This window comes from Paraburkholderia sp. C35 (assembly GCF_003121405.1).
Classification (GTDB): domain Bacteria; phylum Pseudomonadota; class Gammaproteobacteria; order Burkholderiales; family Burkholderiaceae; genus Paraburkholderia.
Window position 1 is genome coordinate 156,815 of sequence record NZ_QBUY01000007.1, and the last position, 20,344, is coordinate 177,158.

Consider the following 20,344-nt stretch of genomic DNA (forward strand, 5'->3'; position numbering starts at 1 on the left):
ACGAACTTCATTCAGCGCAGCGGCAGAATCCGCACGTAGCTGGTTCCACCCGCCGCTGCGCGATCGACTACATACAGCCGGTGACGCGTCGCATCCACGGCAACACCCCGTGCGTCGTGAAAGTCACTGGCGATCTCGCTGACCGTGCCATCGGTTGCGATCTTGCACACCGATGCGCTCTTGCAGTGTGTGTACAACGCGCCCTGCGCATCTGCCGCCATCAGATCCGGATTGTCGATCTTCGCGAACGTATCGGTAACGCTCACAGGTTGCGCAGCCTGCAACAGGCTAGCCAGCGGCACGCGCACGATCACGTTGCGCGCCTGATCCGACACATACACCATGTCGCCCGATACGGCGACGCCAACCGGCTTGCCGAGACCCGTGATCAGATCGCGTTCGGTCGCGTGGCCCGTGGCCGTATCGTAGGTCAGCAGGCTCACGCCGCCAGCGGCGGGCGCACTGCTCTCCTTGACGAACCACGTCGATAGCGCCTGATTGGCACCGACAGCCGCAATGCCGAGCCTGCGTCGCGCGGGATTCGGCCCGGAAAGCAGCGTCGCGCTATCTGCGCCCTTGACGGCGAACACCGCGCTCGCGCTGCCGAATCCGAAGCGCACGGCCAGCAGATTGCCTTCACGGTCGAAGCTCAACTGGCTCAGGCTGATGCCCTGCCCCGGCGCCTGAGGAATCGACGTGTACGGCGCGAACGCGCGGCCATCGGCGGATCGCAATATGCTGCTCTTTGCATCGTCGGTCAGATAGACGGCGCCGTCGCCGGCATTGACGGCGATGCCGTTGGGCCGCACGCCGTTCAGTGCGACGGGCGTCATATCCGCTGCCGCACCGCCCGATGCACAGCCGTACGTCTGCGCCAGCGCGCCCGCAATCAGAATCTGCAGAAGCCCGCGCGCACAACGTGTCGACAGGGCTACCGGTAGCCGCAACATGAGATCTCCTTGAAATTGAGCGTCAACGTCAGCGCTGCGCGAGTTGAGCCTCGATTGCTGCCTTGTCGATCACCGACCACACCTGAGCAATCTTTCCATCACGAAACGCGTAGAACACGTTCTCCGAAAATGCGACCTTCTTTCCGTTGACGGCAAGCCCGAGAAACGTGCCCTTAGGCGAGCAGTCGAACTGCAAGCGGCTCGCGATCATCGACGGCTCCGCGACGATCAATGCAATCTCGAAGCGAAGATCGGGAATCTCGCGAAAGTCGCGTTCCAGCATTGCCCGATAGCCTGACACGCCGATCCGCTCGCCGTTGTAGATCACATCGTCACCGACGAACTGTCCCAGCATCGCCCAGTCCTGCCGGTTCAGGCAGTCGATATAACCGCGATAAACCTCTGCCAGCCCAATCCCGCTCATGCCGCCCTCGCCTCCGATGGCACAAGCCGCCATGTTACCCGCGTCGTGTGTTGCGCTCAGATGGCGTCGGCGGGACGGTGCGCGTCGGTGTCGACGCAACAGACGAGGACTTCGGCGGGCTTCTTTCCCGTGCTCAGATACACATGGCCCACGGCGCTATCGAAGTACAGGCTGTCGCCCGGTTTCAGATGGAACACCGCGCCTGTCTCGAAGCGCAATTCGAGCGCGCCATCGAGCAGGAACACGAACTCCTCGCCGCTGTGACGGATGTAGTCGGGAAAATCCGTCAACTTGCGCGCCCTGACATGCGCGCGCATCGGCACCATCCGCTTGCCTGTCAGATCGTTCGCGAGCATCCCGTATTCGTAATTGGGCGTGTCGTAAATCATCTGCTGGCCGGACGCGGTGAAGGTCGGCTCGATCGGACTGGCGGCAGCACGCTTCGCGCGCCCGAAGATCGCGTCGAAGTCGAGTTGTAGCGCATGCGCGAGCGCCGCGAACTTGTCGTAGGTCAGCGCGATGTCGCCGCGCTCGGCCTTCGAAATCGTCGATACCGCGATACCCGACTGCTCCGACAACTGCATCAGCGTCAACCCGCGTGCCTTGCGCGCGTCGCGCAGCCGCGCGCCGACCGCCTTGTGATCGATCTGGGACGAAGCGTCGGCGGCTTCGGCTTCGGTTGTTTTACGCGCAGTGGATCGGGTAGCCATGACGATGCTCGGTAGGTCTTACGTAAGTCTCACGAACGACAAAGGGACAAAGGGTTTTGTCGTATACGAGAATTTATTTTTTCTCGTATATGATAACTCGCATCGATGCCAGTCCCATGCAGTCCTTTCAGGAGCGCAGCCCGTGTCAACGCTTGCATTGGAAAAAGCCGGTCTGTCGAAGACCCAGGTGATCGCCGCGACCACGCTCGGCACGGCGCTGGAGTTCTACGACTTCACCATCTACAGCTTCTTCGCGATCCAGATCGGGCAGCTGTTTTTCCCGTCGGCGTCGCCCGTGAACCAGTTTCTGCTGTCGATCGGCGTGTTCGGTGTCGGATTCGTGGTGCGGCCGCTGGGTGGCATCGTGATCGGCGCGTATGCCGACCGCGTGGGCCGCAAGAAAGCGATGGTGCTGACCATCATGCTGATGGCGCTCAGTTGCGCGCTGATCGCGTGCGCACCGCCCTATGCAGTGGCGGGCATGGCCGCGCCCTTCATCGTGCTCGCCGCGCGCCTGATTCAGGGCTTTGCCGCGGGCGGCGAATTCGGTCCCGGCACGACGCTGCTGGTCGAATACGCATCGGACTCGACGCGTGCGTTTTTCGCCAGCTGGAACTTCGCGGCGACGGCACTCGGTCTTGCACTGGGCGCAGCCGTCGCGACGCTCGTCAACGTCGCGCTGCCGAAGGACGCCGTGCTGGCGTGGGGCTGGCGCATTCCGTTCGTGCTGGGCATCGTCGCGGCGCCTGTCGGCATGCTGATCCGCCGAAGGCTCGAAGAAACGCTCAGCGATGCTTCTCACACAGGCACGCATCGTCGCGGCGCGCTGAAGGCCGCGCTCACCACGCATCTGAAGCTGACGATACTCGGCACGTTCGCCGAACTCGGCGGCTCGGTGTCCGTCTACATCACCGCGTTTTTTCTGCCGAGCCATGCGGTGCGCACGCTGCATCTTTCATCGACGGCTTCCGTCGTGTCGGGCGTGATCAGTTCGCTGGTGCTGTTCGTTGCGGCGCCCATCGCGGGCAAGCTCGCGGATCGCTTCAGCCGCAAGCGCGTGCTGGTCGTTTCGCGCGTGATCCTGCTGCTCACGGTCTATCCCGCCTTCGCGTGGCTGTCCGCGCAACCGTCGGCGATCATGCTGTGCGCGGTGTCCGCGTTTCTCGCGGTCTTCGTCGCCGGGCAGATCGTGCCGGTGCTGGTGATGATCCCCGAACTTTTCCCCAAACATGTGCGCGCCACGGGCATCGCGCTAACCTATGTGGTGAGCGCGTCGTTCTTCGGCGGGTTTTCGCCGTTCGTCGCCAGCTGGCTGGTTGCGCTGACCGGCAATCCGCTCGCGCCCGCATGGTACGTCGCGGCGGCCTGCGCGGTGTCGCTGGTGCCCGTCATCTGGCTGCGCGACCGCACGGGCGAAGCGCTCAACTGACTTCATTCGAAAGCACGAACACGCAGCATCAACCAGGAACGTGGACCATGTCTGATAGCGACAAGCTCGTCGCGCTCAATGCCGTCGAGTTGCGCCGGATGATCGGCGCGAAAGAGATTTCCCCTGTCGAACTGCTCGACGCCTGCATCGAACGGATCGAAGCCATCAACCCCGCCGTGAATGCGATCACGGCCACCTGTTACGACGACGCCCGCAAGGCCGCGCATGCTGCCGAGCGCAAGGTGCTCGACGGCGAGCCGCTCGGCTTGCTGCATGGCCTGCCGCTCGGCGTGAAGGATCTGGAAGACACGGCGGGACTGCTCACCACCTACGGCTCGCCGATGTCGCGCGGCCACGTGCCGTCACGCGATGTCGTGCTGGTCGAGCGCTTGCGTTCGGCGGGCGCGATTCTGGTCGCGAAGACCAACGTGCCTGAACTGGGCGCGGGCGCGAACACGCGCAATCCGGTGTGGGGCGCGACGGGCAATCCGTTCAACACGGAACTGAACGCGGGCGGCTCATCGGGCGGCTCGGCGGCGGCGCTCGCGTGCGACATGCTGCCCGTGTGCACGGGCTCCGACACAGGCGGCTCGCTGCGCATTCCGGCATCGAAATGCGGGGTGGTCGGGTTCCGGCCATCGGCGGGACTGGTGCCGAATTCGCGCCGTCTGCTCGGCTGGACGCCCATCTCCGTGGTCGGCCCGATGGGCCGCGACGTCGAAGAGACGGCGCTGCAACTCGCGGCGACTGCGGGCCTTTCCACCGGCGATCCCCTCAGCTATGAAGTCGATGCGCACGGCTTCACCAACCTGCCCGCCTTCGATCTCTCGACCTTGCGGGTCGGTTATACGGAAGACTTCGGCTGCTGCGATGTCGATGACGGCATCCGCGACCTGTTCCGCGCACGCATGGCCGCGCTCGCGCCGATGGTGCGGACCTGCGAGCCGGTTCCATTCGATCTCGGCGACGCGCACCGCGCGTTCGACGTGATCCGCGCCGAGAGCTTCGTCGCGGGTCTGCGCGACGCGTACGCGCGCGACCCTGGCGCGCTCGGTCCGAACACGCGCGCCAACTACGAGATGGGCGCCGCAATGTCGCTGGCCGACAGCGCGTGGGCGCAAGCCGAGCAGACGCGCATCTTCAAACGCTTCCAGTCTGCGTTCGAGCGTTACGACGTGATCCTGTCGCCGACCACGCCCGTCTCGCCGTTTCCGTGGCGCGAGCTATACGCCGCGCAGATTAACGGACGCGCGCAGGAAAACTATTACCGCTGGCTCGCGCTGACCTACGTGGTGACGCTGACGACACATCCCGCGCTGTCGCTGCCATGCGGCGTCGATGCGGCCGGCATGCCGTTCGGCGTGCAGATCGTCGGGCCGTATCATGGCGATCTCAAGACGCTCGCCGTTGCACGCGCGATGGAACTGGCGTTCGAACGGCATCCTGCGTTACGCCGTCCGCGCCCCGATCTGTCGAAGCTCACGCAGCCGAATCCAGCCTTGAAATCGATCGTCACCGCGCCGCCTATTTTCGATTCGACGGGCGAAGCCGAAGCCGGCATGTCATCCGTCTAACTCACCGAACACAACCATGTCCAACGAAATCAAACGACTGCAAACCAACGCCCGCATGAGCCAGGTGGTGATTGCCAACGGGACCGTCTATCTGTCGGGCCAGGTGCCCGACACGGCGGGCGCATCGATCACCGTGCAAGCCACGGAAATCCTCGCGCGCATCGACACGCTGCTCGCTTCGGCGAATGGCGACAAGACGCGCGTGCTGACCGCGAACGTGTGGCTGAGCGACCCGAAGCACTTCGACGAATTCAACGCCGTCTGGGACGCATGGGTGCCTGCGGGCCACGCACCGACGCGCGCCTGCGTGCAGGCCCTGCTGATGAAGCCGGGACTCGATGTCGAAATCGCCGTGACGGCGCTGGCCTGATGTCATCGCGCGAGGAAACGCGGCAATGAAGTTCGATACCGTCGTACTCGGTGGCGGCATGGTGGGCGTGTCGGTCGCCGTGCATCTGCAACAGCGCGGGCTGGCCGTGGCGCTGGTCGATCGCAAGGCGCCCGGCAACGAGACCTCGTTTGGCAACGCGGGGCTGATCCAGCGTGAAGGCGTCTATCCGTATGCGTTTCCACGCGATGCCGGCACGCTGCTGCGCTACGCGCGCAACCGTTCGCTCGATGTCCGCTATCACGTCAGCGCGATGCCGAAGCTGCTGCCGTTTCTGTATCGCTACTGGCATCACTCGCGTGCGGACCGTCACGCCGCGATTGCGCGTTCTTATGCGACGCTGATCGAACATTGCGTCGATGAGCATCGCGCGTTGATCGAGGCATCGGGTGCGCAGGCGTTGCTGCGCACGGGCGGCTGGCTGAAGGTGTTCCGCAGCGCGCGCAAGCAGGACGCCGCGCTGCGTGACGCCGAACGCTGGAAAGCCGAGTACGGCGTGACGTTCGACGCACTCGACGCCGCGCAACTGCGCCGCGACGAGCCTTCGCTGAGCCACGTGCTGCTCGGCGCGCTGCGTTACACCGATGCCGATACCGTCAGCGATCCCAACGCGCTCGTCACGGCCTACGCGCGTTACTTCGAGCAACTTGGCGGGCGCATTTTCATCGGCGATGCCGCGACGCTGCAACCGCACTGGAGCGTCGACACCGATGCAGGACGCATCGACGCAAAGTCAGCGGTGATCTCGCTCGGCCCGTGGTCGGATACGGCGAGCGCCCGCTTCGGCTACCGGCTGCCGCTTGCCGTCAAGCGCGGGTATCACATGCATTACGCGGCGCAGGATGGCGCGCGGCTGAATCAGCCCGTGCTCGACACGGAAATCGGCTACATGATCACGCCGATGGCGCGCGGCATCCGTCTGACGACGGGCGCGGAACTCGCCGCCTGCGACGCGCCCGCCCCGCCCGTGCAACTGGACGGCATCGAGCCGATTGCGCGCGAGACCTTCCCGCTAGGCGCGCGGCTCGATGAGCGTCCGTGGCTGGGCCGCCGTCCGTGCACGCCGGACATGATGCCCATCATCGGACCGGCGCCGCGTCATAAGGATTTGTGGTTCGCCTTCGGCCACGCGCATCATGGGCTCACGCTCGGGCCCGTTACCGGGCGACTGCTCGCGGAAATGATGACGGGCACGCCGACGGTCGCCAATCCTTATCCGTTTCGCGCAGACCGTTTCTGATAAGACCGCGTTCCTGAACGGGTTTGCCGCGCGGGGCTGGCGGGCTGTACCATAGGCTCGCCTGATTCCCAAGGGACACCCATGAATCCCAAAGTCGACGCCTACATCAGCAAACTCGAAAAATGGCGTGAAGAAACGGAAAAGCTCCGCGCGATCGTGCTCGATTGCCCCGTCACGGAAGAACTGAAGTGGGGCGTGCCCTGCTACACCGTCGATGACAAGAACGTCGTGCTCATCCACAGCTTCAAGGACTACTGCGCGCTGCTGTTCACCAAGGGCGCGCTGCTGAAAGATCCGAAAGGCATCCTGATCCAGCAGACGGAGAACGTGCAGTCTGCGCGTCAGGTGCGCTTCACGAGCCTTCAGGAAATCGTCAAGCTGCAAGCCACGCTGAAGACCTACATTCGCGCGGCCATCGAGGTTGAAAAAGCCGGCCTGAAAGTGCAGCGTAAATCGACGGAAGATTTCGAAGTCGCCGAGGAGTTTCAGGCGAAGCTCGACAAGCTGCCGAAGCTCAAGAAGGCTTTCGAAGCGCTGACGCCTGGACGGCAACGCGCCTATCTGCTGCATTTTTCGTCGGCGAAGCAGTCGAAAACCCGCGAGTCGCGGATCGAAAAATGCATGCCGCTGATCTTCGAAGGCAAGGGTTTGAACGACGACTGAAAGCTACGGGCGCGCAAAAGACAGGCAGCGCCCTCTCCCCGAAACACACGGTAAGTGAACTTTGTAGCATTCCCTTAAAAAATGTAGGTCGATAGGATGCTAACGAATAAAATTCGACATACAATCCCGGCCCATGGTCAATCTCCACCTTTTGCGCCGCTCCGTCAGCAGCACGCTGGTCGTCGCCGCGCGCCGCTGGCGCCGCACGAGTCATAGCGTGCTGTCGGCGTACAACGTCTCCGAAGCGTGCGCCGGTCCGCTGCTCACGGCTAACCGTCTTGGCGAAGCCGTGCGTCAGGTGACGCTTGCCGAACATGTGGGGATCGAAGGTCCGTCGCTGGTGCGCCTGCTCGACCAGTTGTGCGCCGCCGGCCTCGTGCGCCGCGACGAAGATCCCGACGACAAACGCGCCAAGACCATCACCCTTACCGACGAAGGCCGCGCCGTCACGGCGCGCATGGAAGAACGCCTGATGGCGCTGCGCGCGCGCGTGCTCAAGGGCGTAAGCCGCGAGGATCTGGAAACCACGCTGCGGGTGCTGAATGCGTTCAATGCGTCTCTGGATGCTACAGTCACTCCCGACAGAGGCGCATCCGGCGAGCCGGCCGCCGCCTCCCGATCCGGCAGCCAACGCAAGACATAACCGTCATGGTCTATCCCTCAGTCCGCGACTGGCTGTTTTCCGCCAAGACGTTCGCGGCCGCGATGATCGCGCTTTACATCGCCCTTGCGCTCGAACTGCCGCGCCCTTACTGGGCGATGGCGACTGTCTACATCGTCTCGAATCCGTTCGTCGGCGCGACCCGCTCGAAGGCGCTGTACCGCGCGCTCGGCACGGCGCTCGGCGCGGCGGGCGCCGTGCTGATCGTGCCGCCGTTCGTCGAGTCGCCGTTCCTGTTCAGCGTGATCGTCGCGGTGTGGACGGGCTCGCTGCTGTTTCTGTCGATGAACGACCGGACCGCGCGCAGCTATGTGTTCCTGCTGGCCGGCTACACGCTGCCGCTGATCGCGCTGCCCGCCGTCACCAATCCGACCACCATCTTCGATCTGGCCATTACCCGCACGGAAGAGATTCTGCTTGGCATCGTGGTGGCGAGCATTGTCGGCAGCGTGGTGTTTCCGAGCCGGCTGGCGCCGACGCTGATCGAGCGCACCGACGCCTGGTTCCGCGATGCCGCCTTCTACGCCAGCGAGACGCTGTCCGGCCGCGTCGCCGGTGCGGCCATCTCGGCCTCGCGCCAGCGGCTTGCGGCCACCGTCAACGGCCTCGAATTTCTGCTGAGCCAGCTGACCTACGATCACACCCGGCCCGACATCGTGCGACGCGCCCGCGCGCTGCAGGGACGCATGCAGATCTTTCTGCCGCTGATCTCGTCGATGGCCGATCCGCTGATCGAACTGGTCAAGCAGCGCGGCGGCCATGCGCCTGATATCGAAGGCCTGCTGCTGGACGTCGCAAAGTGGATACGTTCGCCGACGCTCGACGCCAGACTCGCTGAGGAACCCGCCCACGAAGCCGACGCGCTGCGCGCCCGCACCGATGCGCTCAGGCCGTCCGCCGAGGCGCTCGCAAGCTGGGACGGCGCGCTGCTGTCGAACGCATTGTGGCGGCTGGGGCAGGTGATCGACGTGTGGCGCGATATTCGCTGCCTGCGCGCGACCATCGTCAACGAGACTGTGCTGTGGCGTCCGCACTTCCGCCACTGGCGGCTGGGCGGCACGGAGCGCTTCTCCGATTACGGCATGATGCTGTTTTCGACGGCTTCCGCCGTGGGCGCCATCATCTTCGCGTGCGGGCTGTGGATCACCTCGGGCTGGAACGACGGCGCCTCCGCCGTGGCGCTCGCGGCCGTGTCGTGCTGCTTCTTCGCCGCGCTCGACGAGCCAGCGCCCGCCGTCTTCAAGTTCTTTCTCGCGACCTGCATGAGCGTCGTGTTCGCCGGGTTGTATGTGTTCGTGGTGCTGCCGCTCGTGCACGACTTCGCGATGCTGGTGGTGATTTTTGCGGGGCCATTCCTGATCATCGGCACGCTGATTCCGCGCCCGCAGTTCACGCTGGTGACGATGCTGACAGCCGTCAACACGGCGACCTTCATCAGCATTCAGAGCGCTTACGAGGCCGACTTCTTCGTGTTCATCAACAACAATCTGGCGGGCGTTGCCGGCTTGCTGTTCGCGTACCTGTGGACACGCGCCACGCGTCCTTTCGGCGCCGAACTGGCTGCCTCGCGGCTGACGCGCTCGGCATGGGCCGACGTGGTGGTGAGCGCATCGACGGCGGCAATCGAAGACCAGCGCAATCTGTACTCGCGCATGCTCGACCGGCTGATGCAACTGCTGCCGCGTCATGCGGCATCGGATTCGCATCGCCATCCGTCGATCGAAAGCTTCCGCGATTTCCGCGTCGCGCTGAACGCGCTGGATCTGCGCCGCACGCGTCGCAAGCTGACGGCCGACCTGCAGGTATCGATCGATGACGTGCTGACTGGCGTGCGGCAATATTTCGAACAATGCATCGCGCACCGCACGCGGCAACCGGTGCCCGCGGCGCTGATCGAGACCATCGACGCCGCCGTCGCGCGCGTGACCACGCTCAACATCGCGCAGTCGCAAGGCGGCGCACCGACGTCTCAGGAAGGACAACCGGAAACGGGCGCTCCGCAGCCACCGCAAGGGCAAGCCGACGGCGCGGACACGCCAGCCGCCGCACCCACGCCCGCCACGCCCGCTGCACCCGCCGCGCGCTCCGGCGAGCGCTGGCTGCGCGAAACGCTGCATGCGCTGGTGGGCATGCGCCTGTCGCTGTTCCCGCCGCAAGGCGCACCCGCCAATCCGCCGCCCCAACCGGAGACCGCCGCCTGATGCCCAACTCATTCTTTACAGGCTGTCGACGCATATGATCGGCGAAATCGACATTCTCGGCGTCTTCGTGCCAGCCGTGCTGGTGCTGATGATCATCGCCTATCTGATGAATCTGGTGGTGCGCAATGTGCTCGCGCGCATCGGCGTGTACCGCTTCATCTGGCATCGTTCCATTTTCGATCTCGGCATCTATGTTCTGTTGCTGGGGCTTGTCGTCATCGTTTCGCACCGGTTCATAACGTGAAAAAAACCTGGTTCTCAGTCGGGCAGATCCTGCTCACTCTTATCGTCGTCGTGATCGCAGCGGCCGTGCTGTGGAAGCTGGTCGATTACTACATGTTCGCGCCGTGGACGCGCGACGGTCACGTGCGCGCCGACGTCATCCAGGTGGCGCCCGATGTGTCCGGCCTCATCACCGAGGTCAAGGTGGTCGACAACCAGCAGGTCAAGCGCGGCGACGTGCTGTTCGTGATCGACCAGGCGCGCTACACGCTCGCGCTGCGCAATGCCGAGGCGACCGCACAGCAGCGCCGCGCGACGCTCGATCAGGCGCGCCGCGAAGATGCCCGCAACCGCGTGCTCGGCAATCTCGTCGCACGTGAGGTGGTCGAAGAAACGCAATCGCGCGTCGAAACCGCCACGGCGGCGCTCGCCGATGCCCAGGTCGCGATCGATACGGCACGGCTCAATCTCCAGCGCACGGTGATCGTAAGTCCGGTGGATGGCTATCTGAATGACCGCGCGCCACGTGTCGGCGAGTACATCGCGGCGGGACGGCCGGTGCTGTCGGTGGTCGACATGCATTCGTTCCGCGTCGACGGTTACTTCGAGGAAACCAAGCTGCACGGTATCGACATCGGCCAGCCCGTCGATATCAAGGTGATGGGCGAGCCGAACGTGCTGCGCGGCCACGTGCTGAGCATCGTCGCGGCGATTGAAGACCGCGACCGCCAGCAAAGCCAGAATCTGCTGCCGAACGTGAATCCGGCGTTCAGCTGGGTGCGTCTCGCGCAACGCATTCCCGTGCGCGTCGCGCTCGATGAGATTCCGGCTGACTTCCGCCTGATCGCGGGCCGCACGGCGACGGTGTCGGTGCGCGGCATCGGTCCTTCGATCGGGCGCAGCAATCCGGCGTCGGATGCGGCGGCGGCTTCCGCGCCGGGTGCGTCTTCGGGTGCGTCGACGACGGGCGCCGCCATCGTCGGCACGGCGCCGTCGAGCGCGACGCATACTGCATCGGGCGCATCGCAATGAAACGCTTTTCGTCTCGCTTCACCTCTTCGCAGGCGGCGCGCGCCGGTCTCGCGCTGCTGCCCATCGCGCTCGCGCTGAACGCCTGCACGACGGTCGGCCCGAACTACAAGCTGCCCGAGAACGCAGCCGTCAACGCGCCGTACGCGAACGCGGCCATCGACGGCGCGGACAAGGCGCCCGTCACGCAGCAGGCCGTGCCGTCGAAGTGGTGGCGCCTGTATGACGACCCGGTGCTCGATCAGCTGGTCAGCGAAGCGCTCACGTCGAACACCGATCTGCGCGTGGCAGCGGCCAACCTCGCCCGCTCGCGCGCGCAACTGGACTTCGCGAACGAGCAAGGCGGGTTTTCGGGCAAGACGTCGGCGGCTTTCCAGCGTGCGCAGGAATCCGCCGAACAGTATCTGCTGTCGGAGAAGATTCCCGTCGTCAACGAAGGCGCGCTCGATCTGAGCGTGTCGTATGAAGTCGATCTGTTCGGCAAGCTGCGGCGCGGCGTTGAAGCCGCCAAGGCCGACGACGAAGCCGTCGAAGCGGCGAGCGATCTTGCGCGCATCACGGTCGTCGCCGATGTCGTGCGCGCGTATGTCGAATCGTGCTCGGCGGGCGACGAACTCGACATCGCGCAGAAGTCGCTGTCGCTGCAGCGGCAACGCGTCAAACTCACGCAGCGGCTGCGCGACGCGGGCCGCGGCAACCAGCCGGACGTGACGCGCGGACAAACGCAAGCCGACACGCTTGCCGCCGACATCCCGCGCTTCGTCGCACGCCGGCGCGCCGCGCAGTACCGTCTCGCGATGCTGCTCGCGCGCTCGCCGAACGATCTGCCGCCCGCCGTGCTCACCTGTCAGCGGCTGCCGCAACTGAAAGAACCGATTCCCGTCGGCGACGGCGCGGCGCTGCTCAAGCGTCGTCCTGATGTGCGCCAGGCCGAGCGGTTGCTCGCCGCATCGACGGCGCGCATCGGCGTGGCGCCGGCGGCGCTCTACCCGACCGGGGCGATTGGCGCGTCGGCGGGTTCGGTCGGCGTGGTCGGCGATCTGTTCGGACCGACCACGAACCGCTGGGCGTGCGGCCCGCTGATCAGCTGGACGTTCCCGATCAACGGCCAGCGCGCACGGGTGCACGAGGCGGAAGCGGCCACGGGCGGCGCGCTCGCGCATTTCGACGGCGTGGTGCTGAACGCGCTGCGCGAAACGCAGACGAGCCTGTCCACCTACGCATCCGACACCACGCGCGCCGACGCCTTGCGCATCGCCTACAAGTCGGCCGTGCAGTCGGCAGACGAAACGCACCGCCTCTATACGGCGGGCCGCGAGACCTTCATCGACGATCTCGATGCGACGCGCACGCTGACCAGCGTCGCCTCGCAGGTGGCGGCGGCCGAAGGCCAGGTGGCCGTCGATCAGGTGAACCTGTTCCTTGCGCTCGGCGGCGGCTGGGAGCAGGACAGCAGCGATAGCGGCAACGTAAAGAGCGAAAAAGTCGGCGCGAAGAACTGATAATCGCGCTCAGCCCTGCGTTTCCAACGCAGTGCCCGCGAACCGCTCGATCACGCCATTGAACAGCGCGGGCCGCTGCAGCGGCGCGAAGTGGCTGACGTTGGGCAAGATGATCAGTTCGGCGCCCGGAATGGTTTCGGCAAGATAGACGGCGTGCTCGCGCTTGATGAACTCGTCGTGCTCGCCAATCGCGATCACGACGCGCACGGCGATGTGCGCGAGATCGTCGGTGGAATAATCGGGCTGGGTGCGTTGCATCTCGCTGACGGCGGCGACGAACGCGTCGAACTCGCCGGGCGTTGCCGACAGCGCCTGATAATCCGCGCGATGCCGGTTGAAGCAGCGATCGATCACGGGCGTCGGCTCGAACGGTTTGGCGCCGTCCGGATTCATGTTGCACGCGAAAAAGAACACGCCCGCGACGCGTTGCGGCGCGCGCCGCGCGAGAATCAGCGCCGTGCAAGCGCCGTCGCTCCAGCCGACGAACGCGGCTTTCGGCAGCTGCAGTTCGTCGAGCACGGCGAGCACATCGGACGCCATCAGGTCGTAGCTATACGGTTGCGCGTCGCGCGTGCTGCGGCCGTGTCCACGACTGTCGATCAGGATCGCGCGATAGCCGGCGTCCACGAGTGCCGGCACCTGATAACCCCAGTTGCCGCTGTGCCCGAGGCCGCCGTGCAGCAGCACGACCGGGTCTCCGATGCCATACGCCGACCACGCGATGCGCGCGCCCGCATGATCCACGAAGCCACTTTCCTGCGCATCGGGTAACGGCGTGGCGCCGTGCAAGGCGAAATACTTCAGTTCGTCGTCCGATTCCATGTCGAGGGCGCTCCGTGGAAAAGCGATCGCGTCATTGTGACATCGTGGCGTGACTTCGCGTGTCTATTCGGCCCGGTCGGAGGTGCGCTGCGCCAGCGGCGCGACCTGCCCACGGGCACGCCGCTCACGCCGCCGCGCAATCGCACCCGCCAGCACGACGATCAGCCCAAGCGCACCCATGCCGAACGAGATCGCGATCACGACAGCGCTCATGCGACCCTGCCCGGAAAACATGCCGACGAGCAGCCCCGCGAGCGGTTGCGTCAGATTGTTGAGCATGATGATGACACCAAGGGTCTTGCCGTAGTCTTTCGCGGGAATGATCGCCTGCCGCACGCTGCGGATATAGATGCTGAACATCTTGTCGAAGCCGACGATCAGCAGAAAGCCTGCGACGTAACCCCACACGGAAGGACTTGCTCCTGCAAGCAGGCCGCCCGCGAAGATCGCGAGGAACGACACGATGCCGAGCGCCTTGCGTGGAATCTGCATGCGGGCGATCAGCAGCAGGATAACGATCGTGGCGACGGCACCGGCTGTCTGAACGAAGGTATAGAACGCGTCCGTGCGAGCGTGCAGCCCTGTGACCATCGCCGCCGAAGTCGCCAGCGTGACACCGATCACGAGATTTTCGGCGGCAGCGAGCGCGATGAGCCGGCTCAAGCCAGGCAGTTGCACGATATGCGCGAGTGCGGTTTTGACGGGCGCGAACCAATGCTTTTCCGCGTGACCGTGCGGTGTCCAGACGAATGCGCTGGCGCGCTGCCACCAGAATGTCGCGGCATCGGCGGTGAAGAACAGCAGCGCTGCCACGCCGACCACATATTCCCAGCGCCACCAGCCGAGCAGCAGGCCCGCCAGCATCGGACCGAGCACGACGCCGACCTGATCGGCGATCTGCGCATGCGACAGCACTTTCTCAAAACGTTCCGACGTGAATACTTGTGGCAACAGCACTTCGCGGGCGACGAGACCCTGACTGGTAAGCACGCCGCAGACCGCTGACAGAGCGATCAACCAGCCGATGCCGGTGGTTAGCGCGTATCCCGCTATGCCTGCGGCGCAGGCGATAGCACGAAAACGCTGGCTGGCTTGCAGTATGGTCACGGGCGACATGCGGTCGCATAGCGCGCCACACACGGGGAATACCGCGTAGCGCGGCAGTGCTTCAATGAAAAACGCGATGCCGGACCAAGTCGGCTTTTGTGTCGTCTGGAAGACGACGAGCGGGACGAGGAATAGCAGGATCTGGTCCGCGAGCCGCGAGAAGAATAGCGAGGCGAAGAAGGAATGGTTATGGGCGCGCATGCGGGGAGGTTTTGGTTTTGGTTTTGTGTTTGGGGTTGGCTTCGCTGGCGTCCGCGTTTTGTTAGTGGTCTGCTAGTGTTGCCCCTGTGCGGGGCGGCACTTACTTTCTTTGCCGCCGCAAAGAAAGTAAGCAAAGAAAGCGGGCTAACACCGCTAATGCTAGTTATTGCCTGCGGGCCCCCAACGGCCCCGTCCTGTCCGCGGCATCGTTCTTCTCGATGCCCGCTGCCAGCGCTCTTTACGAGCGCCTCACCCGCTTCAATCACCCGTAGCGCATCATGCTACAGCGAACCGTATATGCAGCCCAGGTGGCAAACTGTGTGTAGGTTATCGCACCTTTTGCGTCGGCGATCCTACAAGACACACCGCCTTTGCTTTTCAGTCCGGAGTGATGCATTTAAGGCGCGACAGCCGACACACCGTTTGCCACCTGGGCGGCCGTGGACTCACTGGTAAGGCTCGCTGAGACGCAGGAGTGTGAAGCGGGTGATGCGCCCTTAAAGAGCGCTGGCAACGGGCATTAAGACGAGTGATGCCGTGTGAAGGATAGGACCGGCTGGGGCCCGCAGGCAAGGACCGAAGTGGGTGGTGTTCAGCGGCTTTCTTTTGCCTACTTTTCTTTGCCGCGGCAAAGAAAAGTAGGTGCTGCCCCGCACAGGGGCGACGCATGAAGCACGGAGGCAAATCGCGGATGCCCGCGAAAGTACAAAAGACAAAAAGCAAAAAGCCCGCACACCAAAACGATGCACGGGCTTCGCCAAAAAACAAAAAAACAAAAAAACAAAAAAACCTAAACCACTACAACAACACCCCTCAAGCCGTCACAGCTGCAAGCGCCGAATTCAACGTCTTACTCGGACGCATCACCGTTTCCAGCTTCGCGAAGTCCGGCTGATAGTAGCCGCCAATATCGACACCCTTACCCTGCACATCCGTCAGCTCACCCACAATGGTCTTCTCATTGTCGGTCAGCACCTTGGCCAGCGGGCCAAACTTGGCAGCAAGCTCAGCGTCGTCAGTCTGTGCAGCCAGCTCTTGCGCCCAGTACATCGCGAGGTAGAACTGGCTACCACGGTTGTCCAGTTCGCCAGTCTTCGGCGACGGGCTCTTGTTGTTGTCGAGCAGCTTGCCCGTAGCGGCATCCAGCGTCTTCGCCAGCACCTTGGCCTTCGCATTGCCCGACTTGATGCCCAGTTCTTCGAGCGACACAGCCAGCGCCAGGAACTCACCCAGCGAATCCCAGCGCAGATGGTTCTCTTCAACCAGCTGCTTCACATGCTTCGGTGCCGAACCGCCCGCGCCCGTTTCGTACATGCCGCCACCCGCCATCAGCGGAACGATCGACAGCATCTTCGCCGACGTGCCCAGTTCCATGATCGGGAACAGGTCGGTCAGGTAGTCGCGCAGGATATTGCCCGTTGCCGAGATCGTGTCCAGACCGCGGATCACGCGCTCCAGCGAGTAACGCATCGCGCGAACCTGCGACATGATGTGGATCTCGAGACCGTCCGTGTCGTGATCCTTCAGGTACGCCTGCACCTTGTGGATCAGTTCGTTTTCGTGCGGACGATACGGGTCGAGCCAGAACACCACCGGCATGCCCGAGTTGCGCGCGCGCGTGACAGCCAGCTTGACCCAGTCGCGGATCGGCGCGTCCTTCACGAGGCACATGCGCCAGATGTCGCCCTGCTCGACCTGCTGCGTCAGCGCGCTCAGCACTTCGCCCGTCGCGTTATCGACGATGCGTGCTTCGCCGTCTTCGCTGATTTCGAAGGTCTTGTCGTGCGAACCGTATTCTTCCGCCTTCTGCGCCATCAGGCCGACGTTCGGCACCGTGCCCATCGTCTTCGGATCGAAGCGGCCGTTGGTCTTGCAGAAGTTGATGATTTCCTGGTAGATGCGCGCGAACGTGCTTTCCGGAATCAGGCACTTCGTGTCGGCGGGACGGCCATCGGCGCCCCACATCTTGCCGCCGGCGCGGATCATCGCAGGCATCGATGCATCGACGATCACGTCGTTCGGTGCGTGCAGGTTCGAGATGCCCTTGGCCGAATCGACCATCGCCAGCGCCGGACGGTGCTCGTGGCACGCGTGCATGTCGCGGATCACTTCTTCGCGTTGCGATTCCGGCAGCGCTTCGATCTTCGTGTACAGATCGACGAGGCCGTTGTTCACGTTCACGCCCAGTTCGTCGAACAGCTTCGCGTGCTTGGCGAACGCGTCCTTGTAAAACACCTTGACGGCGTGGCCGAACACGATCGGGTGCGACACCTTCATCATCGTCGCCTTGACGTGCAGCGACAGCATCACGCCCGTCTTGTGCGCGTCTTCCATCTGCTCTTCGTAGAACGCGACCAGCGCCTTCTTGCTCATGAACATGCTGTCGACGATCTCGCCGTCCTGCAGCTTGACCTTCGGCTTCAGCACGATGGTTTCGCCGCGCTTCGTGACGAGTTCCATGCGAACTTCACGCGCCTTGTCGTTGGTGATCGACTTTTCGCCGTGGTAGAAGTCACCGTGCTTCATGTGCGCGACGTGCGTGCGCGACGCCATGCTCCACTCGCCCATGCTGTGCGGGTGCTTCTTCGCGTAGTTCTTGACGGCGGCAGGCGCGCGGCGGTCCGAGTTGCCTTCGCGCAGAACCGGGTTCACGGCGCTGCCGAGGCACTTCGAGTAACGCTTCTGGATGTCCTTTTCTGCGTCGTTCTTCGGGTCTTCCGGATAATCCGGCACCTTGAAGCCCTTCGACTGCAGTTCCTTGATCGCGCTGACCAGCTGGAACACGGACGCCGAGATGTTCGGCAGCTTGATGATGTTCGTGTCCGCGTCCTGCGTGAGCTTGCCGAGTTCGGCCAGGTTGTCCGGCACGCGCTGCTCTTCCGTCAGGAATTCCGGGAATTCGCCGAGGATACGGCCTGCCACGGAAATGTCGCTGGTCTCGACATTGACGCCAGCCGGAGCGGTAAACGTACGGATGATCGGCAGAAACGCACTCGTCGCGAGCAGCGGGGCTTCGTCGGTCAGGGTGTAGATGATCGTAGGTTGCTTGGTACTCATCGCTTTGCTCTTGGTCGAGAAAGGTTGGGAAATGCCGCCGGCAGCGCCACGGCCGACGCGAATGCCCCGAATTTTGCCTTATTTTGGATTTTGACGGTTTGAATCGGGCCATCCGAATGGCCTTCAACGCAAAAAAATGCAGAATTTTCGCTGCATCGCTGCGTTTTCCTCGTCACAAACGGCATTTCATTGCACTTTACAATATCTGCACAAGCACAATTATTCAGGATCCGGGGTATTCGTTCGGTCCGGTCACAGACCGAGATTGCGCGCGGCAAATGGCGGAAGGATGAACCTTTTTACCGCGACTCGCCGCGAAGCTGACAATCCGCTCCGGCGCGGGCGGAGGTGGCGGCGCCCGGTCTACACTGTCGAATCCTCTATTTTATGGCGACAGCCGCGCCAGCACATCCATAACACGATGCCATTTCCTTTCCGCTTGCGCGTGGCGTGCGCCGCCCTCGTCCTGAGCGCCGCATCGGCGCATTGTGCAGCCGACGCGCAGCAGTCACCCGATCCGTCACCCGACACACTCGCTGCAAGCGGCATCCATCACGCGCCGCGCACGGACAGCGGCTACGAAAACATGGATGGGCCACTGGCACGCGGCTCGGTCTGGAAATGGCGCTGGAATCGCTGGACGCAAGGTCTGCCGCACGCGCCCGAAAACGGCTACGCGTTTCCCGTCGATCACCCTGATGTTGCGTGGCTCAAGGCGAACCGCAGCGTGGACACGATGACGTGGATCGGCCACGCCACCGCCCTGCTGCAGATCAACGGCGTCAACGTGATCGCCGATCCCGTGTTTTCCGAGCGCGCGTCGCCGCTCTCGTTTGCGGGTCCGAAGCGGCGCGTGCCGCCCGGCCTCGCACTCGACGAACTGCCGCATATCGACGTCGTCGTAATTTCGCACAGCCACTACGATCATCTCGACACTGCGAGCGGCGAGGCGCTGAATGCGCAGCCGGGCGGCCCGCCGCTCTTTCTCGTGCCGCTCGGCATCAAGGACTGGCTCGCGAAAAAAGGCATCACGAATACGCGGGAACTCGACTGGGGCGATCAAACCAGCGTGCCGGGCCTCGACTTCTGGTTCGTTCCCGCGACGCACTGGTCCGCGCGCACGCTCACCGACCGCAACGAAACGCTATGGGGCGGCTGGGTGATGAAAACGCCTGCAGGCGCGGTGCATCCGTTCTCGGTCTATTTCGCGGGCGACACCGGTTATTCGAACGACTTCAAACGAATCGGCGCTGCGTTCGGCTGCATCGATTTCGCGTTGATTCCCATCGGCGCGTATGCCCCGCGCTGGTTTATGTCGCCGCAGCACGTTGACCCGCAACAGGCCGTGCAGATTTTCCAGGACATCCACGCGAAAAAAGCCGTCGGCATTCACTGGGGCACGTTCGAACTCGCCGACGAACCACTCGACGAACCGCCGAAAAAACTTGCCGACGCCACCCGCGAAGCCGGCCTGCCCGACGATGCGTTCACGGTGCTGCATCATGGCCAGATGATCCGCCTCGACGGTTCCGGGTCGACCTGCTCACGCTGAAAAAACGGGCCGCGCTGCACTGTACGCGTGCAATGCAGCGCACCAGATGAGCACGCGGACGCGCGTGATTGTCGGCCAGCCCACATTCGGAATCACACGACACGTCCACATCCGGTTAAACCCTCTCGTGCACGGCACAATGCGCGTGTTATTGTCGTACACACAAGGGTTCGAGCTTTGCTACGCGGAACTCACATCAATTCCGTTACCTTCGCGAGCGTCGCCATGAGTGATGTACGCCACCTTCTGAGCCAACGCGACCGCGTGGAGCTGCTGTGCTGGCTCACATGCGGAAGCCTGGGCGCCTGGTATCTGAACGAAACCTGGCCCTCTCCGTCCTTTCACGTAGAAGCCGCGCACAAGTGGCTCGACCGGCACGGGCGCACTGCCGACTGGCTGTGCATCGCGCGGCTGTCGGCCATGGCGATCGACATCGCGCAGCGGCATGCGTCGTTTGTCGAAGCCGACTGGGCGCGCGACGCCGTCGAAGAAATCCTCGATACCGATGAACTCGACGCGCAGGCGCGTCTCGTCGTCACCGTGTTCGGCGACTGCGAACGCGCGCTCGCGGACAAGCGGCTGGCCGACTGACTGTCGCTGCCTGACCGCGCG

General features: G+C 63.8%; 18 protein-coding genes. 12 read left to right on the forward strand and 6 right to left on the reverse strand.

Going from position 1 to position 20,344, the window contains the following annotated elements; all coding sequences use genetic code 11:
* Nucleotides 1-11: 11 nt before the first annotated feature.
* The 3 genes from DK391_RS07190 to DK391_RS07200 are packed head-to-tail and all read right to left on the reverse strand — an operon-like array spanning nucleotide 12 to nucleotide 2,084.
* A complete protein-coding gene (locus DK391_RS07190; RefSeq protein ID WP_109477302.1) occupies nucleotides 12-950 on the reverse strand; it encodes a hypothetical protein in 939 nt (312 codons plus the stop codon).
* A gap of 28 nt (nucleotides 951-978) precedes the next feature.
* On the reverse strand, nucleotides 979-1,374 hold the full coding sequence (locus tag DK391_RS07195) for an ester cyclase (RefSeq protein WP_109477342.1): 396 nt from the start codon (nucleotides 1,372-1,374) through the stop codon (nucleotides 979-981).
* A 56-nt stretch (nucleotides 1,375-1,430) separates the two neighbouring features.
* Nucleotides 1,431-2,084 (reverse strand): XRE family transcriptional regulator, encoded by a 654-nt coding sequence (locus DK391_RS07200; RefSeq protein WP_109477303.1) that lies wholly within the window; start codon nucleotides 2,082-2,084, stop codon nucleotides 1,431-1,433.
* Between the two features lie 142 nt (nucleotides 2,085-2,226).
* Here DK391_RS07200 and DK391_RS07205 point away from each other — a divergent pair, with 142 nt between their 5' ends.
* From DK391_RS07205 to DK391_RS07250, 10 genes are all read left to right on the forward strand, one after another.
* The gene (locus tag DK391_RS07205) at nucleotides 2,227-3,513 is read left to right on the forward strand and encodes an MFS transporter (protein WP_109477304.1); all 1,287 of its coding nucleotides are present in this window, start codon (nucleotides 2,227-2,229) and stop codon (nucleotides 3,511-3,513) included.
* A gap of 47 nt (nucleotides 3,514-3,560) precedes the next feature.
* Nucleotides 3,561-5,087, forward strand: a complete 1,527-nt coding sequence (locus DK391_RS07210) for an amidase family protein (RefSeq protein ID WP_109477305.1) — start codon at nucleotides 3,561-3,563, stop codon at nucleotides 5,085-5,087.
* 16 nt (nucleotides 5,088-5,103) lie between these two features.
* Nucleotides 5,104-5,457, forward strand: a complete 354-nt coding sequence (locus DK391_RS07215) for a RidA family protein (RefSeq protein WP_109477306.1) — start codon at nucleotides 5,104-5,106, stop codon at nucleotides 5,455-5,457.
* 25 nt (nucleotides 5,458-5,482) lie between these two features.
* Nucleotides 5,483-6,715, forward strand: a complete 1,233-nt coding sequence (locus tag DK391_RS07220; protein ID WP_109477307.1) for an FAD-dependent oxidoreductase — start codon at nucleotides 5,483-5,485, stop codon at nucleotides 6,713-6,715.
* 81 nt (nucleotides 6,716-6,796) lie between these two features.
* Entirely contained in the window at nucleotides 6,797-7,378 is a 582-nt protein-coding gene (locus DK391_RS07225) for a DUF1801 domain-containing protein (RefSeq protein WP_109477308.1), read from the forward strand.
* A 133-nt stretch (nucleotides 7,379-7,511) separates the two neighbouring features.
* A complete protein-coding gene (locus DK391_RS07230) occupies nucleotides 7,512-8,021 on the forward strand; it encodes a MarR family transcriptional regulator (protein WP_109477309.1) in 510 nt (169 codons plus the stop codon).
* A 5-nt stretch (nucleotides 8,022-8,026) separates the two neighbouring features.
* A complete protein-coding gene (locus tag DK391_RS07235) occupies nucleotides 8,027-10,240 on the forward strand; it encodes an FUSC family protein (protein WP_109477310.1) in 2,214 nt (737 codons plus the stop codon).
* A 34-nt stretch (nucleotides 10,241-10,274) separates the two neighbouring features.
* Nucleotides 10,275-10,484: a DUF1656 domain-containing protein gene (locus tag DK391_RS07240; RefSeq protein ID WP_109477311.1), complete on the forward strand. Its 210-nt coding sequence runs from the start codon at nucleotides 10,275-10,277 to the stop codon at nucleotides 10,482-10,484.
* Entirely contained in the window at nucleotides 10,481-11,494 is a 1,014-nt protein-coding gene (locus DK391_RS07245; protein ID WP_109477312.1) for an HlyD family secretion protein, read from the forward strand. The genes DK391_RS07240 and DK391_RS07245 overlap by 4 nt, the downstream gene beginning before the upstream one ends.
* Nucleotides 11,491-12,993: an efflux transporter outer membrane subunit gene (locus DK391_RS07250; RefSeq protein WP_109477313.1), complete on the forward strand. Its 1,503-nt coding sequence runs from the start codon at nucleotides 11,491-11,493 to the stop codon at nucleotides 12,991-12,993. Before DK391_RS07245 ends, DK391_RS07250 begins: the two co-directional genes overlap by 4 nt.
* Before the next feature lie 9 nt (nucleotides 12,994-13,002).
* On the opposite strand, the gene DK391_RS07255 is transcribed toward DK391_RS07250, so the two are convergent.
* The 3 genes from DK391_RS07255 to DK391_RS07265 form a co-directional block, all read right to left on the reverse strand.
* Entirely contained in the window at nucleotides 13,003-13,815 is an 813-nt protein-coding gene (locus tag DK391_RS07255; protein ID WP_109477314.1) for an alpha/beta hydrolase, read from the reverse strand.
* A 63-nt stretch (nucleotides 13,816-13,878) separates the two neighbouring features.
* Entirely contained in the window at nucleotides 13,879-15,123 is a 1,245-nt protein-coding gene (locus DK391_RS07260) for an MFS transporter (RefSeq protein ID WP_109477315.1), read from the reverse strand.
* An 813-nt stretch (nucleotides 15,124-15,936) separates the two neighbouring features.
* Nucleotides 15,937-18,180: an NADP-dependent isocitrate dehydrogenase gene (locus DK391_RS07265; protein WP_109477316.1), complete on the reverse strand. Its 2,244-nt coding sequence runs from the start codon at nucleotides 18,178-18,180 to the stop codon at nucleotides 15,937-15,939.
* 421 nt (nucleotides 18,181-18,601) lie between these two features.
* Between DK391_RS07265 and DK391_RS07270 the strand changes: the two genes are divergently transcribed.
* Entirely contained in the window at nucleotides 18,602-19,732 is a 1,131-nt protein-coding gene (locus tag DK391_RS07270) for an MBL fold metallo-hydrolase (protein WP_109477317.1), read from the forward strand.
* Between the two features lie 225 nt (nucleotides 19,733-19,957).
* The gene (locus tag DK391_RS07275) at nucleotides 19,958-20,323 is read left to right on the forward strand and encodes a hypothetical protein (protein WP_109477318.1); all 366 of its coding nucleotides are present in this window, start codon (nucleotides 19,958-19,960) and stop codon (nucleotides 20,321-20,323) included.
* Nucleotides 20,324-20,344 lie beyond the last annotated feature (21 nt).

Bases quoted from the DNA above. Each gene is read 5' to 3' on its own strand.
- DK391_RS07210 (WP_109477305.1), top strand. From the start codon at position 3,561: ATGTCTGATAGCGACAAGCTCGTCGCGCTCAATGCCGTCGAGTTGCGC.
- DK391_RS07270 (WP_109477317.1), top strand. From the start codon at position 18,602: ATGCCATTTCCTTTCCGCTTGCGCGTGGCGTGCGCCGCCCTCGTCCTG.
- DK391_RS07195 (WP_109477342.1), bottom strand. From the start codon at position 1,374: ATGAGCGGGATTGGGCTGGCAGAGGTTTATCGCGGTTATATCGACTGC.
- DK391_RS07220 (WP_109477307.1), top strand. From the start codon at position 5,483: ATGAAGTTCGATACCGTCGTACTCGGTGGCGGCATGGTGGGCGTGTCG.
- DK391_RS07215 (WP_109477306.1), top strand. From the start codon at position 5,104: ATGTCCAACGAAATCAAACGACTGCAAACCAACGCCCGCATGAGCCAG.
- DK391_RS07240 (WP_109477311.1), top strand. From the start codon at position 10,275: ATGATCGGCGAAATCGACATTCTCGGCGTCTTCGTGCCAGCCGTGCTG.
- DK391_RS07230 (WP_109477309.1), top strand. From the start codon at position 7,512: ATGGTCAATCTCCACCTTTTGCGCCGCTCCGTCAGCAGCACGCTGGTC.
- DK391_RS07260 (WP_109477315.1), bottom strand. From the start codon at position 15,123: ATGCGCGCCCATAACCATTCCTTCTTCGCCTCGCTATTCTTCTCGCGG.
- DK391_RS07190 (WP_109477302.1), bottom strand. From the start codon at position 950: ATGTTGCGGCTACCGGTAGCCCTGTCGACACGTTGTGCGCGCGGGCTT.
- DK391_RS07265 (WP_109477316.1), bottom strand. From the start codon at position 18,180: ATGAGTACCAAGCAACCTACGATCATCTACACCCTGACCGACGAAGCC.
- DK391_RS07200 (WP_109477303.1), bottom strand. From the start codon at position 2,084: ATGGCTACCCGATCCACTGCGCGTAAAACAACCGAAGCCGAAGCCGCC.
- DK391_RS07255 (WP_109477314.1), bottom strand. From the start codon at position 13,815: ATGGAATCGGACGACGAACTGAAGTATTTCGCCTTGCACGGCGCCACG.
- DK391_RS07235 (WP_109477310.1), top strand. From the start codon at position 8,027: ATGGTCTATCCCTCAGTCCGCGACTGGCTGTTTTCCGCCAAGACGTTC.
- DK391_RS07250 (WP_109477313.1), top strand. From the start codon at position 11,491: ATGAAACGCTTTTCGTCTCGCTTCACCTCTTCGCAGGCGGCGCGCGCC.
- DK391_RS07225 (WP_109477308.1), top strand. From the start codon at position 6,797: ATGAATCCCAAAGTCGACGCCTACATCAGCAAACTCGAAAAATGGCGT.
- DK391_RS07275 (WP_109477318.1), top strand. From the start codon at position 19,958: ATGAGTGATGTACGCCACCTTCTGAGCCAACGCGACCGCGTGGAGCTG.